This window comes from Aequorivita sinensis (genome assembly GCF_006346335.1).
GTDB lineage: Bacteria > Bacteroidota > Bacteroidia > Flavobacteriales > Flavobacteriaceae > Aequorivita > Aequorivita sinensis.
Genome location: NZ_VDMC01000011.1, coordinates 13,490 through 30,107, shown reverse-complemented (window position 1 = coordinate 30,107; position 16,618 = coordinate 13,490). Strand labels below are relative to the sequence as shown.

18 protein-coding genes and 5 tRNA genes are annotated in these 16,618 nt (G+C 35.5%); all 23 read left to right on the top strand.

Annotated features, from left to right (window positions below):
- The first annotated feature begins 7 nt into the window (after nt 1-7).
- The 23 genes from FHP04_RS11185 (at nt 8) to rplJ (ending at nt 16,612) form a co-directional block, all read left to right on the top strand.
- The gene (locus tag FHP04_RS11185; protein WP_139856228.1) at nt 8-997 is read left to right on the top strand and encodes a PLP-dependent cysteine synthase family protein; all 990 of its coding nucleotides are present in this window, start codon (nt 8-10) and stop codon (nt 995-997) included.
- Between the two features lie 228 nt (nt 998-1,225).
- On the top strand, nt 1,226-1,603 hold the full coding sequence (locus tag FHP04_RS11180; protein WP_139856227.1) for a DUF202 domain-containing protein: 378 nt from the start codon (nt 1,226-1,228) through the stop codon (nt 1,601-1,603).
- Between the two features lie 39 nt (nt 1,604-1,642).
- Nucleotides 1,643-2,938, top strand: a complete 1,296-nt coding sequence (locus tag FHP04_RS11175; RefSeq protein WP_317129565.1) for a DUF2851 family protein — start codon at nt 1,643-1,645, stop codon at nt 2,936-2,938.
- Between the two features lie 60 nt (nt 2,939-2,998).
- Nucleotides 2,999-3,229 (top strand): PspC domain-containing protein, encoded by a 231-nt coding sequence (locus FHP04_RS11170; RefSeq protein WP_139856226.1) that lies wholly within the window; start codon nt 2,999-3,001, stop codon nt 3,227-3,229.
- The gene (locus FHP04_RS11165; protein ID WP_139856225.1) at nt 3,226-4,233 is read left to right on the top strand and encodes a potassium channel family protein; all 1,008 of its coding nucleotides are present in this window, start codon (nt 3,226-3,228) and stop codon (nt 4,231-4,233) included. The genes FHP04_RS11170 and FHP04_RS11165 overlap by 4 nt, the downstream gene beginning before the upstream one ends.
- A gap of 102 nt (nt 4,234-4,335) precedes the next feature.
- A complete protein-coding gene (locus FHP04_RS11160) occupies nt 4,336-5,961 on the top strand; it encodes an alanine/glycine:cation symporter family protein (protein ID WP_139856224.1) in 1,626 nt (541 codons plus the stop codon).
- 11 nt (nt 5,962-5,972) lie between these two features.
- Nucleotides 5,973-6,857, top strand: coding sequence for a helix-hairpin-helix domain-containing protein (locus tag FHP04_RS11155; RefSeq protein WP_139856223.1), 885 nt, complete (start codon nt 5,973-5,975; stop codon nt 6,855-6,857).
- A 116-nt stretch (nt 6,858-6,973) separates the two neighbouring features.
- Nucleotides 6,974-8,137 carry an acyl-CoA dehydrogenase family protein gene (locus tag FHP04_RS11150; RefSeq protein ID WP_139856222.1) on the top strand — a complete coding sequence of 388 codons (1,164 nt, stop codon included), beginning with the start codon at nt 6,974-6,976 and terminating at the stop codon, nt 8,135-8,137.
- 244 nt (nt 8,138-8,381) lie between these two features.
- Nucleotides 8,382-9,800, top strand: a complete 1,419-nt coding sequence (locus tag FHP04_RS11145; protein WP_139856221.1) for a carboxypeptidase-like regulatory domain-containing protein — start codon at nt 8,382-8,384, stop codon at nt 9,798-9,800.
- A 176-nt stretch (nt 9,801-9,976) separates the two neighbouring features.
- The gene (gene rpsU, locus FHP04_RS11140) at nt 9,977-10,171 is read left to right on the top strand and encodes a 30S ribosomal protein S21 (protein ID WP_139856220.1); all 195 of its coding nucleotides are present in this window, start codon (nt 9,977-9,979) and stop codon (nt 10,169-10,171) included.
- A gap of 180 nt (nt 10,172-10,351) precedes the next feature.
- Entirely contained in the window at nt 10,352-11,236 is an 885-nt protein-coding gene (locus tag FHP04_RS11135) for a tyrosine-type recombinase/integrase (RefSeq protein WP_139856219.1), read from the top strand.
- Between the two features lie 55 nt (nt 11,237-11,291).
- A complete protein-coding gene (gene hpf, locus FHP04_RS11130; protein ID WP_139856218.1) occupies nt 11,292-11,594 on the top strand; it encodes a ribosome hibernation-promoting factor, HPF/YfiA family in 303 nt (100 codons plus the stop codon).
- 125 nt (nt 11,595-11,719) lie between these two features.
- Nucleotides 11,720-11,793 (top strand) — tRNA-Thr (locus FHP04_RS11125).
- A gap of 244 nt (nt 11,794-12,037) precedes the next feature.
- A tRNA-Tyr gene (locus tag FHP04_RS11120) sits at nt 12,038-12,119 on the top strand.
- A gap of 199 nt (nt 12,120-12,318) precedes the next feature.
- Nucleotides 12,319-12,391, top strand: a tRNA-Gly gene (locus tag FHP04_RS11115).
- 108 nt (nt 12,392-12,499) lie between these two features.
- Nucleotides 12,500-12,571, top strand: a tRNA-Thr gene (locus FHP04_RS11110).
- 56 nt (nt 12,572-12,627) lie between these two features.
- Nucleotides 12,628-13,815: an elongation factor Tu gene (tuf, locus tag FHP04_RS11105; protein WP_139856217.1), complete on the top strand. Its 1,188-nt coding sequence runs from the start codon at nt 12,628-12,630 to the stop codon at nt 13,813-13,815.
- Between the two features lie 136 nt (nt 13,816-13,951).
- Nucleotides 13,952-14,024, top strand: a tRNA-Trp gene (locus FHP04_RS11100).
- Nucleotides 14,025-14,113: 89 nt separating this feature from the next.
- Nucleotides 14,114-14,302 carry a preprotein translocase subunit SecE gene (gene secE, locus FHP04_RS11095; protein ID WP_139856216.1) on the top strand — a complete coding sequence of 63 codons (189 nt, stop codon included), beginning with the start codon at nt 14,114-14,116 and terminating at the stop codon, nt 14,300-14,302.
- Nucleotides 14,303-14,305: 3 nt separating this feature from the next.
- Nucleotides 14,306-14,860: a transcription termination/antitermination protein NusG gene (gene nusG, locus FHP04_RS11090; protein WP_139856215.1), complete on the top strand. Its 555-nt coding sequence runs from the start codon at nt 14,306-14,308 to the stop codon at nt 14,858-14,860.
- Nucleotides 14,861-14,924: 64 nt separating this feature from the next.
- Nucleotides 14,925-15,362, top strand: coding sequence for a 50S ribosomal protein L11 (gene rplK / locus FHP04_RS11085; RefSeq protein ID WP_139856214.1), 438 nt, complete (start codon nt 14,925-14,927; stop codon nt 15,360-15,362).
- A gap of 20 nt (nt 15,363-15,382) precedes the next feature.
- Entirely contained in the window at nt 15,383-16,078 is a 696-nt protein-coding gene (gene rplA / locus FHP04_RS11080; RefSeq protein WP_139856213.1) for a 50S ribosomal protein L1, read from the top strand.
- Between the two features lie 12 nt (nt 16,079-16,090).
- Nucleotides 16,091-16,612: a 50S ribosomal protein L10 gene (gene rplJ, locus FHP04_RS11075; RefSeq protein ID WP_139856212.1), complete on the top strand. Its 522-nt coding sequence runs from the start codon at nt 16,091-16,093 to the stop codon at nt 16,610-16,612.
- Nucleotides 16,613-16,618: the final 6 nt, after the last annotated feature.

The window sequence follows — 16,618 nt, the reverse complement described above, 5'->3', positions numbered from 1 at the left end:
ATTTGTTATGGAATACGCAGAAAATATACTAGGTACTATTGGGAATACACCCATGGTAAAAATCAACAAAATAATTGGAGACATTCCTGCTTTGGTACTTGCCAAATACGAAACTTTTAACCCTGGTAACTCGGTAAAGGATAGAATGGCATTAACCATGATTGAAGATGCTGAGGCTGATGGTAGGTTAAAACCAGGCGGAACAATTATAGAAGGAACTTCTGGAAACACCGGAATGGGTCTTGCACTTGCCGCAATCGTTAAAGGCTACAAAATGGTTTGTGTAATTAGCGATAAACAGAGTAAGGAAAAAGTTGATATTCTTAGAGCGGTAGGTAGCGAAGTGGTAGTTTGTCCAACAGATGTTGCTCCCGAAGATCCACGCAGTTATTATTCTGTTTCAAAAAGATTAGCAGAAGAAACACCTAATAGTTGGTATGTAAACCAATACGACAACCCAAGTAATGCAAAAGCACATTACCAAAGTACAGGGCCGGAAATTTGGAAACAAACGGATGGAAAAGTGACTCATTTTGTAGTTGGTGTTGGTACTGGCGGAACAATTAGCGGTGTAGGTAAATACCTAAAAGAGCAAAATCCGAATGTGAAAGTTTGGGGAATTGATACCTACGGAAGTGTTTTCAAAAAATATCACGAAACGGGGATTTTTGACGAAAACGAAATCTATCCGTATATAACCGAAGGAATTGGTGAAGACATTCTACCGAAAAATGTAGACTTCAGTATTATCGATGGTTTTACGAAAGTAACCGATAAGGATGCGGCAATTTATACTCAGAAACTTGCTAAAATGGAAGGTTTCTTTTTAGGGAATTCTGCTGGAGCAGCGATTAAAGGGTTGCTTCAATTAAAAGAGCATTTTACAAAAGACGATGTGGTTGTAGTTCTTTTCCACGATCACGGAAGTCGTTACGTTGGGAAAATGTATAACGACGAGTGGATGCGTGAGCAAGGCTTTGTGGAGGACGAGGGATAAGTAGCTAAGATTATTCCTTGATTATAACTGATTAATCGGTTTTAAGGCTATAAGTTTTATTTTTGTATCTTAACTGAACTGCTCTAGAGAGTAGTAATCACCATAAAGAGATTCCTTTTAGGTGTGAACTATTGTGGATTAGGAAAAAGCCTACGACTAAGTATATCTTGACAAAGTTCAGGCAAACGGAATTCTCGGAGTAGAAAAAATTAAACTTTAACTGTAATAATGAAAAACGAAGCTAAAAAACTTTTCCGCTTTCTACGTACTAAGCCTGTGCCAACAAATACCAATGAGATTTTAGCATTGGAGCGCACAAAGTTAGCCAACGAGCGAACGTTACTTTCATATATACGCTCCTCGTTATATTTGCTAATAGGGGGGATTGGAATTTTACAGTTAAAAGATTTTGAGAGTATAAAGTGGTTGGGATACGTAGCCCTTGGAGTATGTGTTATTTTTTTAGCTGTTGGTATAATCCGGTATATGCTACTTATGCGTAGGCTTTATAAATGGAATCGTATTTTGTTTGTCGATACAATTCCTGAACCAGTAGAGAAAAAGCAACAACCTAAAGACTCTAGGGTTGAAGTGGAAGCCAAGTAATATTTCAGTATATTTACTAAGGCTTATTTAAAATTCTTAATGATTTTTGAAATGAACGAGGACTTTCTACATTATTTGTGGAAATTTCAGAAGTTCGATACATCTAAGTTTTACACTTCGACGAATGAGAAATTACACATTGTAAATCAAGGGAGCCATAACTTTAATTCAGGCCCCGATTTCTTTAATGCCCAAATTGAAATAGATAATCAACTTTGGGCTGGCAATGTTGAAATTCATATCAAATCTTCAGATTGGTATGCGCACAATCACGAATTGGATCCCGCTTATGACAATGTAATTCTCCACGTTGTTTGGATTCACGATGTTGAGGTTCATAGAAAAGACGGTTCAGTGATTCCGACTTTTGTAATTAAAAACCACACTCCAAAAAGTGCAATAACACAATATCAAAAGCTGTTTTCAAAATCTAAGAAATGGATTAATTGTGAAAACAACTTTGCTGATGTAGATGAGTTTGTGATTGAAAATTGGTTGGAGCGGCTTTATTTCGAAAGGCTACAAAAGAAAGAAACCTTAATTATAAGTGAGTTGGAAGATTCTCAAAATCATTGGGAAAGCTTGCTATTTAAAATGCTGTGTAAAAACTTTGGCCTAAAAATTAATGGCGATTCGTTTTTTAGCATTGGAAAGTCGGTAAACTTTTCAGTTGTAAAAAAATGTAGTCAGGATTTAGAGAGTTTGGAAGCGTTGCTGTTAGGGCAGGCAGGAATGCTTGAGGGCGATAAGGAAGATCATTACTTTAAAGCTTTAAAGAGTAAATACGAATATTTGAAACACAAATTTAAACTTGAAAATAGTAGTGTGATAATACCAAAATACTTCAGGTTAAGACCTCCTAATTTTCCAACTATTAGGCTATCGCAATTGGCTAATTTGTATGCTAATAAAACAAATCTTTTTTCAAAGGTAATTGCTTCAGAAAAGCTAGATGAGTTATATAGGCTCTTCGATATTCAGGCAAGTTCCTATTGGAATAATCATTATAACTTTGGAATTCCTTCCGCTAATAGAAAAAAGCAAATAACCAAAAGTTTTATAGATCTTCTTATTATCAATACTATTATTCCTATTAAGTTCTGTTATGCTAGACGAGAAGGAAGGGATGCTTCAGAGGAGATAATAAATTTAACTTCTGAAATTGCTTCAGAAGAAAATTCCATTGTAAAAAAGTTTAATTCTTTAAAGTCTGTTTCCATAAACGCTTATCAAAGCCAAGCCTTACTTCAGCTTAAAAATGAATACTGCGATAAAAATAAATGTTTACAATGCGCAATTGGAAACTCGATTATGAATTCAGAAGAAGGGAAATAATAAACTTTTAATTTTGATTCCGTACTACTGTATTTAACTACAAAATTGTAATTTGCGAATATGTTGCAAGCCGTTTATAAATTACGTCACTACCTTGAAAAAAGAGGTTTTTATGTGTCTTCACGATTGGCAGACCGTTTAGGGATGCGTGCCAAAAGCGTTAGGCTATTCTTTATATATGTTTCGTTTGCCACATTAGGTGTTGGCTTTGCTATATATCTTACCATGGCATTTTTATTAAAACTTAAGGATCTTGTTAATACTAAGCGTACTTCAGTATTCGATTTATGATTAAAAAATTCAATTCAAAAATAACCGTCGCCCTGCTTTTGCTACTTATCGTTTTTATGTCGGGTGTTTTTGGATTTCATTTTATATCTGAATACAGTTGGATAGATGCTTTGTATATGACCGTTATTACCATTACAACGGTTGGTTATGGAGAGGTTATGCCTTTGAATCCTCAAGAGAAAGTTTTTGTTTCTCTTTTTATCATTTCGAGTATCTTTATTGTAGGTTACGCCATTTCTGTAATTACGGAATATTTAATAAGCAAAAATTTGGGACGTTTTAGAGAGAAAACGGTTCTAAAAAAATTAAAATCTATGAAAGACCATATAATAGTTTGTGGATACGGTAGGAATGGAAAACAAGCTGCTCAAAAACTTCTAGCTTATAATAAGCAATTTGTGATAATAGAAAAAGATGAAGAAGTGATCGATCGTTTTTCTAATGAAAAAATACTTTTCGTTCAAGGGGATGCAATAGAAGATGATGTTTTACTGAAAGCTGGAATCGAAAAAGCTTCTACACTAATTTGTGCCACTCCTAATGATGCCGATAATCTATTTATGGTTCTTTCTGCCAGGCAGATGAATAAGAACTTGAAAATTATAAGTCGTGCTAGTGAAGAGACAAGTTATAAAAAGCTAAAGCTTGCTGGCGCTGATAATGTAATAATGCCAGATAAAATAGGAGGCGATCATATGGCTTCGTTAGTTGTGGTGCCAGATTTAGTTGAGTTTTTAGACAATCTTACGGTATCTGGAGAACAAGATAGTATTAACGTAGAGCAAATCCCTTTCGAAAAAATGTGTCCTGATGGAAAAGAACAAGCTATAAAAGACTTAGATGTTCGAAAAAAAACCGGATGTTCTATTATAGGGTATAGGGCTCCTACAGGTGAATATATAGTAAATCCAGAACCATCCTTATTGATACAAAAAGATTCAAAATTAATTTTGATTGGGCGTCCTGAACAAATTGAAAGTCTTAAAAGAGAATACGGGGTTTAGGAAAGCCTTAACAATTTATAGGGTGATTTTTTGAAATTCTAATTTTTTTTAAGCATCTTGCTTCGTTTTAAATATAACAATGTTAAATTTTAAAAATCCACTATGAAGAAATTTCTTCTTTCACTTATCACTTTTATCATTCCATTTTTCACTTTCGCACAAGAACTTTCCACTTCTGAAAGGATAGATTTAAATTTTAAAAAATATACAGGTTGGTTTGTTGATGGTATTTTTTACGAAATTCCATTTTCTGAATCCTTTCAAATTCCTTGGGTATTAATAGTACTTATTGGAGGGGCTCTTTACTTTACTATTTATTTTAAACTTATAAATGTTACTGGGTTTTACACGGCTGTGAAAGTTGTAATGGGTAAGTATGAAGACATTGAAAAACACGGGGTGGATACCTTATACGGTGATGTAACTCCTAACGAACAAGAAAACCTTATAGAAACAATTCGCGATGATAGTGCTGATGGTGAAGTTTCACACTTTCAAGCATTAACGGCTGCGCTTTCTGCTACTGTTGGTCTTGGTAATATTGCTGGAGTTGCGGTGGCACTGTCTATTGGTGGTCCAGGTGCAACTTTCTGGATGATCTTAGCTGGTATACTAGGTATGGCTTCCAAGTTTGCCGAATGTACTCTAGGGGTTAAATTCCGAGATGTAGGTCCAGACGGAACTGTATATGGTGGTCCGATGTACTATCTTAAAAAAGGGTTAGCTCAAAAAGGGATGGGCGGACTAGGAAAAGTACTCGCGGTAATATTCGCAATTTTTGTTATTGGTGGTTCTTTTGGTGGAGGAAATATGTTTCAAGCCAATCAAGCCGCAGCGCAATTTGTTCAACTCTTCGACCTTCAAGGTACAAGTGCTTCGATATGGTTTGGAATTGTAATGGCTATAATTGTAGCCTTTGTTATAATTGGGGGTATTAAAAGAATTGCAAAGGTTACTGAAAAAATTGTTCCTTTTATGGCCGGTATTTATGTACTTGGCGCACTTATTATTCTAATAGCAAACTACAATCATATTGGGGATGCATTTGCTCTTATTTTTGAAGGAGCTTTTTCTGGACTTGGTATTGCAGGTGGACTTGTAGGTGTTATGATTCAAGGTATTCGTCGTGGTGCATTTTCTAATGAAGCGGGAGTTGGATCAGCGGCTATTGCTCACTCTGCAGTACGAACTAAGTATCCAGCCTCTGAAGGTATTGTAGCACTTTTAGAACCGTTTATCGACACAGTGGTTATTTGTACTATGACGGCTTTAGTGATTGTAATTACAAATTTCGACAACAATATAATTCAATACGGAGTAGAAGTTAAGGAAGGGGTAGAGCTTACAGCAACTGCTTTTGATAGTGTAATCCCTCACTTTTCAATCGTCCTTACAATTGCTGTAATAATGTTTGCTTTCTCTACGATGATTTCTTGGTCCTATTACGGAATGCAAGGTTGGGTTTATCTTTTCGGAAGAGGAAAAGTAACAGAACTTGTATATAAACTGCTATTTTGTATCTTTATTTGGATTGGTTCGGTTATTAGCCTTGGATCGGTAATTAACTTTTCCGATGCAATGATTTTCGCAATGGTAGTTCCTAATATTATTGGGGTGGTGATATTAACGCCAGTAGTACGGAAGGAACTTAATCGATATATGAAAGCCATAAAGATTAAACACCAGGCTATTGACGACGGACTAGAAGATATGTCCAAACATTTATAACTAGAATTATTATGGAATTAAAATCCCACTTCACGTTCTCGAAACAGCAACGAAGTGGGATTTTGTTTTTGTTGTTACTTATAGTCACTTTGCTATGCTTGTTTTGGTTTGTCGATTTTTCAGAATCGGAAAGTTTTGATACTTCTTCTGAAGAAATTACTTCCATAAAAAATGAAATAGATTCACTTCGTCTAATTGAAATAGAGAAACGTAAACCAAAGAGGTCTGAGTTTAACCCTAATTTCATTACAGATTATTCCGGTTATGTTTTGGGGTTGTCTAATGAAGAAATAGACAGGTTGCTTCAATATAGAAAGGAAGGGAAATGGATAAATTCTGCTGCAGATTTTAAAAGAGTAACGGGAGTTTCTGATTCTTTATTAGCTGAGATAAGGCCTTACTTTAAATTTCCAGAATGGGTGAATAATTCTGCTTCAAAAGTAAGTGCTACCTCAATTAACCAAAATAAAGGTTTTGTAGCGCGACCATTCAGTCAAAAAATAGATTTAAACCAAGCAACCGAAACTCAATTACAACAGGTGAGCGGAATTGGAGAAGCGCTAAGTAAACGAATTGTTTCTTATCGTGAGTCAATAGGTGGTTTTAGCGACGAAAAACAGCTTTATGCGGTTTATGGTTTAAGCCCCGAAGTTGTAGAACGAACATTAAACGTCTTCACTGTAAAAACACCAAAAGAGATAATTAAGATTAACGTAAACAATGCTTCGGCATCAGATATTGCGACTATTCCAGGAGTATCCTTTGAGTTGGCTAAAAAGATTTGGGAATATCGAAGACTACGTGAAAAAATTACGAACGTGGAAGAACTAAATAAAATTGAAGGTATGAGCCAAAGAAAGTTACAGCTAATTCAGTTATATTTGTCTGCTGAGTAAGGCTTAGAAATGCTGCCACATCACTCTACATACAGTAAAAGTGTATTTGTAGAACCTTGATTAGTGGGTGTCACTCAATAATTTCAAACATAATAATTTCAAGATAAGATTTACAGATGAATTTACATTTTACAGAAGAACACGATTTTTTCAGAAAAAGTTTTCAGGATTTTCTTCAAAAAGAAGTAGTGCCTCACATTGAAAAGTGGGAAGAAACAGGTACCATCGACCGTTTTATATGGAAAAAATTTGGTGAAATGGGTTACTTTGGAATTTATCAGCCTGAAGAATACGGCGGATTAGATTTAGATCTTTTCTATACGGTGATTTTCTTAGAAGAATTACAAAAAGTAAACAGTGGTGGTTTTGCTGCAGCAATGTGGGCACACGCTTATCTTGCAATGACGCATCTTAAAAAAGAAGCTAATCACGAACAAAAAGAAAAATATTTAGCACCGAGTATTTCGGGTGATAAAATAGGCTGTCTGTGTATTACTGAACCATTTGGAGGAAGTGATGTTTCTGGAATGCGTACAACTGCGGTTAAAAAAGGAGATAAATATATAATCAACGGTTCTAAAACCTTTATCACAAATGGAATTTACAGCGATTACCTTGTAGTTGCCGCTAAAACGGCTCCAGAATTAGGTAACAAAGGAATTAGCATTTTTGTTATGGACCGTGATATAAAAGGTATTTCTGCAACAAAACTCGACAAACTTGGATGGAGAGCAAGTGATACAGGAGAAATAGCATTCGATAATGTTGAAATCCCAGCATCAAGCCTAATGGGCGAGGAGAACATGGGGTTCCCATATATTATGCAACATTTCGCATTAGAAAGACTTATAATGGGGATTAACGCACACGCACGTAGTGAGTTTGCATTAGATTACACCATTCAATATATGAAAGATAGATTTGCTTTTGGTAAGAGTATTTCGAAGTTTCAAGCACTACGGCATAGAGTTGCACAACTAGCAAGTGAAGTGGAAGTTGCAAAAACATTTAACTACGTAACCGCACAACGTCTAAACGATGGGGAATACGTTGTAAAAGAAGCCACAATGAGTAAACTTATTTCGACTAAAGTAGCAGATGAGGTGATGACGGAATGTCTTCAGTTTTTAGGAGGATATGGTTATATGGAAGATTATCCATTGGCAAGACTATTACGCGATAGTAGATTAGGTCCTATTGGTGGTGGTACTTCTGAAATTCTAAGAGAAATTATTTCTAAGATGGTTATTGAAGGAGTATCATACAAGCCAGCTACATAACCTAAGCTTTAGATTTGGAAGTTACGAAAGAAGACGTTTTAAAACTGATTGAAATTGAATCAAAAGATACTATTTACAATCATTTTTTAAATGTCTTTTTTATTGATTACCGTGCCTAGTTTTGGTCGGGTTGTATTTAGGTGTAGACTTAAAGCTGATATTTAAAAATAATATCAAATAGCGCCTAAATGTTAATGTATAATGATGGATGTTCAAAGTTTAAAATTTTAATCTTTTCAAAATAATGAAGCACTTTAAATTAAAGCATTTATTAAGTGTGATCGTAATGTTCATAACTGCGACCACCTTTTCACAAACCAACCTAAATGGGAAGGTTGCAGATTTCTTAACTTTTCAGCCTATAGAAAGTGCTAGTGTGTATATCAAAAATACTACCATTGGAACTATTTCTAACAGTGATGGTAATTTTGCCTTAAAAGTTCCCAAAGAACATTTAAATGATACCTTGGTAATATCTTCTATAGGTTATAAAAGCTATAAGGTGGTAATTGAAGGCTTTGAAAATGGTTCCGATATTTTTCTTGAAGAAGATGTTGCTTCCCTAGATGAAGTTGTAATTGTTGCCGATCCACGGCCAACTACTGGTAATGGAATAGTGCAAAAAGCTATCGAAAGGCTTCCGGCAAACTTACCAGAACAGGCTTATCTTCAAAAAGGATTTTTACGTCACAAAGAACGAAATAAAAAGGAATACAAGTGGCTTATAGAAAGTGCGATTACATTATACGATTCTAGTTATGCCGCTGGAGCAAAAGATTTTATAAAAATAAACGTAGATGAAACCCGAAAAAGTTACGATTTAAGGGATATCGACAGTCTTTTTACGTATTCTGCTTACTTAAAAAGTATAGGGTCTAATGCTGGTAATGTAAATTTAAATTCTGTTAAGAAGTCAGCTTTGATTAATGCTATTAAATGGAATGATAGTCGTGTAAATGGATTAGAAAATCTATTTATAGGAAAGTTAAATCTATTGAGGAATAGTAATACAACAGAGGCTTTGTTGGGAAAAAATATGTTAGAAAAACATGAGTTTAACCTGGATACGATTTTAGTAGATAACGGGAGGAAAATTTATAAAATTGAAATCACAAAAGGCAAGGATTTTGTCGGTTTGAATACGCCTAACATCTATAACGAAGGGTTTGAGCCAAAAGGGTGGATTTACATCTATTATGATAATTACGCGATTAAAAGAGTGGAGTATGAGTTGACAGCAGCTTCTGATGTTCAGAAAAGAAGAAGCAAGAGTTTGTTTGATACTCAAACCATACATAAGTTAACCATGACTTATATGGAGTATAATGGAAAGATGTATCCTAATTATATTTATTATGAAACTCCAAAACTTGTAAATACAGGAGATAGGTCTTCCGATAGAGTTAAAACTGAAGCAGAACCTGGTTTTGATAAAGGAGAACAATATTATTATACTGTTCAGGAAATACTGTTTACCGATATAATTCAAGATACCGAGCTTGTAAAAGAAGAATTACAGCAAAATGACTGGTCTGCCGATATATTTTCTAGCAAGCCTTACAATGAAGCTTTTTGGAAAACTTATAACGTATTATTAGAAAGTAAAGAAGAAGAAAAGTTGATTTTAGATTTAAGCAAAAGAGCTTCATTGTATAAAAATTAATCTAGTCTTATTTAGGTTTTAACTAATTTCGTCATTATCTGAAAAATAAATTATGATATTTTAATTGGGCAATTTTGGGTGTAAACTGCTTTTTTATAAAAAATCTTGTAAGTTGTTTTTTATAAGTCAAAATTTTTCATATCTTTGCCGCCCTAAAGAGAGGAGGTGATGACACTATGTTAATTATACCAGTTAAAGACGGAGAAAATATCGACAGAGCACTGAAGCGTTTCAAGCGTAAGTTTGACCGTACAGGAACAATGCGCCAGTTGCGTGCAAGACAAGCTTTTACAAAGCCATCTGTTAAGAAAAGAGCGCAAATGCAAAAAGCGCAATACATCCAGAATCTTAGAGATCAGGAAGATATTTAGTGTTCTTTTTGAATCTATATCATATAAATCCGTTGGAATTTTTTCCAACGGATTTTTTTATGATTAAAAATTATTAGTTTGTGGGGTAATTGAGTTATTTTGTAGAACCACTGTTTGAGGTAGCGATTAACGTCAACTTCTAATTTAATGTGCAGTTGGCTACAACCTAAAAACCTGCAAATGCCATTTTCTTCTTTTAAAGACTATTTAGAACTTGAAAAAAAATACTCACCACATACGGTTGTAGCATATTTAAAAGATCTAGATGGATTTCAGCAATTTGCTTCAGAAGAGTTTCAGTACGGGGATATACTAGATGTAAACTACTCGGTAATTCGAAGCTGGATAGTGTCTTTGGTTGATTCTGGTGTTTCAAATAGAACTGTAAATAGGAAAATATCTTCCCTTAAAACCTATTATAAATTTCTTTTAAAGACAGGACAAATACAGGTTAGTCCGTTGGCGAAACACAAAGCATTAAAAACTTCAAAAAAAATACAAGTTCCATTTTCTGAAAATGAAATAGTAAACGTAATGGAATTGCTTCAAGGCAACGATGATTTTGAGGGATTGCGAGATCGTCTGGTGGTCGAGTTGTTTTATTCAACAGGTATAAGAAGAGCGGAGTTAATTAATATTAAGATTGACAGTATTTCCTTCGCCCAGAAAACGATTAAGGTATTAGGTAAGCGTAATAAGGAGCGGATAATTCCTTTGTTGCCAGCAGTGCTTGATACTATTCGTGCCTACATGTCTGTACGAGATGAGCTTGAGAATATAATAGATGATGAGTATTTGTTTCTCACGGCAAAAGGTTTGAAAGTGTATGAAACTCTTGTGTATCGCATTATTAATGTCTACTTTAGTAAGGCATCTGAAAAAGTAAAAAAGAGTCCTCATATATTAAGGCATTCATTTGCAACTCATCTTTTAAATGAAGGTGCTGATATAAATTCGGTTAAAGAGTTATTAGGTCATTCTAGTTTAGCATCTACTCAAGTTTATACTCAAAACAGTATCGCTAAATTGAAAGAGATTTATAGAAACTCACATCCTCGTAGTTAATTTTAAATGGCATTTATGGTGTAAAACTACTTAGCAATTATAAAATTATAGTGATATGAAAGTAAACGTACAAGCGCCAAATTTTACGGCGAAAGAAGAGTTGGTGTTTTTTGTTAAAAAAAGGTTGTCGAAGCTCGAACAATTTTACGACAAAATTGTGTTCGCAGATGTCTTTTTGAAGGTTCAAAAAACGAGTGAAAAAGAAAATAAAATAGTAGAGGTGTTATTAAGTGTGCCAGGAGATGACATTATGGTGAAAAAGGAAGCTAAGACCTTTGAAGCTGCTACCGACGAGGCGTCACGAGCTTTGGAGAGACAACTAAAGAAGCGCAAACAGAAAGAAAAATCGTATTTATAGAAATTTTTTTAAAAAAAGTTTTGAAAAAGTTTTGTTTGAAACGAGAAGTTTATATACATTTGCACTCCGTTAGAAATAACGAGCTTTTTTACGAGTTAGAAAGCAACTCATAAAAATTGAAAAAAGCCGATGTAGCTCAGCTGGCTAGAGCAGCTGATTTGTAATCAGCAGGTCGTGGGTTCGAGTCCCTCCATCGGCTCTGAAATTTTGAAAAGTGGATCAGGAATTAAACTAGAGTTTTAAAATTAGAGCTTGGTTTAATCGGGGCGAGAAGTTTATCCTGAGCGCAGTCGAAGGGAGTCCCTCAATCGGCTCAGTAATTCAGAATTGTATATTCGGAATTATGAAAAACAAATAAGTAGATTTTTAAATCTACAAGTTCATTAGAATTATTGAAAGTTTTAGTTGTGAATTTTATATTCTTAATTCATAATTGAAGAATTGGGGAGATACTCAAGCGGCCAACGAGGGCAGACTGTAAATCTGCTGACTACGTCTTCGCAGGTTCGAATCCTGCTCTCCCCACTACTATTTTTTATTTTCAATAAAAAGTTGAAAATTTCAAACGTAATAAGTAAAATTATGTTAGTTTTGCGCAAAGTTTGAAGTAGTTCATTTATAGATTGAATAATCTTTTGATTAGATTCTCTAAAAAGTTTCGGTTTCCTTCTCTGGATATGAAACAGTCTCGACGCTTGTCGGGGAGGGAATTTGCTCATAAAATGCGGGAGTAGCTCAGTTGGTAGAGCGTCAGCCTTCCAAGCTGAATGTCGCCGGTTCGAACCCGGTCTCCCGCTCTAAAATGGTTTCTAGTTTAGGGTTTATTGTTGTTTTTTAAAAAACAGCATTGAGCTTTAAGCTTTTGAACTGTTTACCCTGAGCAACGTTGAAGGGCTAGTTAAAAGGCCGATGTAGCTCAGGGGTAGAGCGTTTCCTTGGTAAGGAAGAGGTCATGGGTTCAATTCCCATCATTGGCTCAAGTTGCAAATACAATAGAACACTAATATATAACTAAGATTAAAATTAATACAAAATGGCAAAAGAAAAATTCGATCGGTCAAAACCACACTTAAATATTGGTACAATTGGACACGTAGATCACGGAAAAACAACTACGACTGCAGCTATTACTAAAGTTTTGGCTGATGCAGGTTTCTCTGCAGCAACATCATTTGATCAAATTGATAATGCGCCAGAAGAAAAAGAAAGAGGTATTACAATTAACTCTTCTCACGTAGAATATCAAACAGCAAAACGTCACTACGCACACGTTGACTGTCCTGGTCACGCGGATTACGTAAAGAACATGGTTACTGGTGCTGCTCAAATGGACGGTGCTATTCTTGTTGTTGCTGCTACTGATGGTCCTATGCCACAAACTCGTGAGCACATCCTTTTAGGTCGCCAGGTTGGTATTCCTAGAATTGTTGTATTCATGAACAAAGTTGACTTAGTTGATGATGAGGAATTACTTGAGCTAGTAGAAATGGAGATCAGAGATCTTTTAAGCTTCTACGAGTATGATGGTGATAATGGTCCTGTTGTTCAAGGTTCTGCTTTAGGTGCACTTAACGGTGAGCAAAAATGGGTAGATGCTCTTCTTAAATTAATGGAAGAAGTTGATAACTGGATTGAAGAGCCTGTTCGTGATAACGAAAAGCCTTTCTTGATGCCAATTGAAGACGTATTCTCTATTACTGGTCGTGGAACTGTTGCTACAGGTCGTATCGAAACTGGTATTGCTAAAACTGGAGACCCAGTTGAAATTATCGGTATGGGAGCTGAGAAATTAACTTCTACTATTACTGGTATTGAAATGTTCCGTCAAATCCTTGATAGAGGAGAGGCTGGAGATAACGCTGGTATCCTATTAAGAGGTATTGAGAAAACTCAAATCTCTAGAGGTATGGTAATCGTTAAGCCAGGATCTGTAACTCCACACGCTAAGTTTAAAGCTGAGGTTTATATCCTTAAGAAAGAAGAAGGTGGACGTCACACTCCATTCCACAACAATTACCGTCCACAGTTCTACGTACGTACAACTGATGTAACTGGAACAATTACGCTTCCTGATGGTGTTGAAATGGTTATGCCTGGAGATAACTTAACAATCAATGTTGAGTTGTTACAGCCAATCGCAATGAACGTAGGTCTTCGTTTCGCAATCCGTGAAGGTGGACGTACTGTAGGTGCAGGTCAGGTTACTGAAATTGTAGAATAATCATCTAATATATATAAGCTATAGGTGTCCTGAATTTAATTCGGGATACCTTGGCTTTTTTAACTAGGTAAGCTCTATATGAGTTGACAAAAAATATTCAGAAGTTAGGTTTTAAATTCTAGAATCTGAATTAAATACGGGTTTAGCTCAGTTGGTAGAGCACTGGTCTCCAAAACCAGGTGTCGTGAGTTCGAGTCTCTCAACCCGTGCAATATTCCTGCATAAGCTTCAAAGTAGATTTACAGCTAAAATAGGAAACTTCACCTCTCTGGAGGAATAATATTAATACGACAACAAAATGGTAAACTATATTACAGAATCGTATAAAGAACTTAAAAACCACGTAACCTGGCCAACTTGGGCAGAGGCTCAGAAATTAACCGTAGTTGTTGCGGTTTTTTCTATTGTATTGGCCTTAGCGGTTTGGGGTGTAGATACCGTTTTCAGCAAAATGGTTGGTTTATATTTTGATTGGATCAAATCGTAAGAAATGACCGAAACAACAAAAACAAAAAAGTGGTATGTAGTCCGTTCAGTTAGTGGACAGGAAAACAAAATCAAATCGTATATCGATACTGAGATAAAACGATTAGAGCTTGAAGATTATATTGATCAGGTTCTCGTACCAACCGAAAAAGTTATTCAAATCCGTAACGGAAAGAAAGTAAATAAAGAACGTGTTTATTTTCCAGGTTACATCATGATAAAAGCAAATTTAGGTGGTGAAATTCCTCACATCATTAAGTCTATTAATGGTGTTATTGGCTTTTTAGGTGAGGTTAAAGGAGGTGATCCTGTACCGTTGAGACAATCTGAAGTAAACAGAATGTTAGGAAAAGTTGATGAGCTTTCTGTTAAAGAGGATAGTGTAAACATTCCATATACTGTGGGAGAGACTGTAAAAGTTATTGATGGTCCTTTCAATGGATTTAATGGAACTGTTGAAAAAATAAATGAAGAAAAACGCAAACTTGAGGTAATGGTTAAGATTTTTGGAAGAAAAACACCATTAGAATTAAGTTATATGCAAGTTGAAAAAGTTTAATTGTTACGCTTAATAGGTTCCTTCTAAGGCTTCCACTTTTGAAGAACCACACAAAAATTTAGAAATGGCAAAAGAAATTAGTAAAGTAGTTAAGTTGCAAGTTCGCGGAGGTGCTGCTAACCCATCACCACCAGTAGGACCTGCTCTTGGTGCTGCCGGTGTTAATATCATGGAGTTCTGTAAGCAGTTTAATGCTAGAACTCAGGATAAGCAAGGAAAAGTATTGCCAGTAGCGATTACAGTTTATAAAGACAAATCTTTCGATTTTGTTATTAAGACTCCACCCGCTGCAGTTCAAATACTTGAAGCTGCTAAAGCAAAAAAAGGCTCCGGTGAACCACATGCAAAAAAAGTAGCCACAATCTCTTGGGAACAAGTTAAAGCGATCGCGGAAGATAAAATGCCCGATCTTAACGCATTTACTGTTGAGTCTGCTATGAAAATGGTAGCTGGTACTGCACGTTCTATGGGAGTTAAAGTAAAAGGTGACGCACCTTTTTAATCTGAAAAAAGAATCTATAAATGGCACGATTAACAAAAAAGCAAAAGGAAGCCAAGCTTAAGGTAGAGGATAGAACCTATACCGTTGCCGAAGCTTCTGCTTTAATAAAAGAAATATCTAACGTAAAGTTCGATCCTTCAGTTGACCTTGCGGTACGTCTTAACGTGGATCCACGTAAAGCGAACCAAATGGTAAGAGGCGTTGTAACCCTTCCTCACGGAACTGGTAAAGACGTTAAAGTATTAGCATTAGTAACTCCAGATAAGGAAGCTGAAGCTAAAGAAGCTGGAGCAGACTACGTTGGTCTTGATGAGTACCTCGATAAAATTAAAGGAGGATGGACAGATGTTGACGTAATTGTAACTATGCCAAGTGTAATGGGTAAATTAGGTCCTTTAGGACGTGTATTAGGTCCTCGTGGTCTTATGCCAAACCCAAAGACTGGTACAGTAACTATGGACGTTGCTAAGGCAGTTTCTGATGTGAAAGCTGGTAAAATCGACTTTAAAGTTGATAAAACAGGTATCGTACACGCAGCAATAGGAAAAGCGTCTTTTGATGCTGAAAAAATTGCAGGAAACGCAAGAGAATTATTAACAACCCTCGTTAAACTAAAGCCACAAGCGGCAAAAGGTGTTTACATAAAGAGTATCTATATGTCTAGCACAATGAGTCCAAGTGTTGAGATTGACACAAAAAGGTTTACTGAGCAGTAAAAACTGGAAATTATGACTAGAGAAGAAAAATCACAAGTAATTGAAACGTTAACTGCGCAGTTGTCTGATAATGAAAATATCTATTTAGCAGATATTTCAGGCTTAAACGCAGGGACTACTACTAACTTACGTCGTGCTTGTTTTAAAGCAGGAGTTCAGTTAGCAGTTGTTAAGAACACATTGCTTAAAAAAGCAATGGAGAGTTCAGATAAAGACTTTGGAAGCTTACCAGAAGTACTTAAAGGAAATACTTCCATTATGTTTTCTGAAACAGGTAATGCACCTGCCAAAGTAATTAAAGAATTCAGAAAAAAATCTGATAGGCCTTTATTAAAAGGAGCTTACATCCAAGAGTCAATTTACGTTGGCGATGAACAATTGGATAGCTTAGTAGAGCTTAAATCTAAAGAAGAGCTTATTGGAGAAGTTATTGGGTTACTACAATCTCCTGCTAAAAATGTTATTTCAGCTCTTAAGAGTGGAAGTACTACAATTGCAGGCCTTGTTAAGACCTTATCCGAAAGAGAAGGATAAAACAAA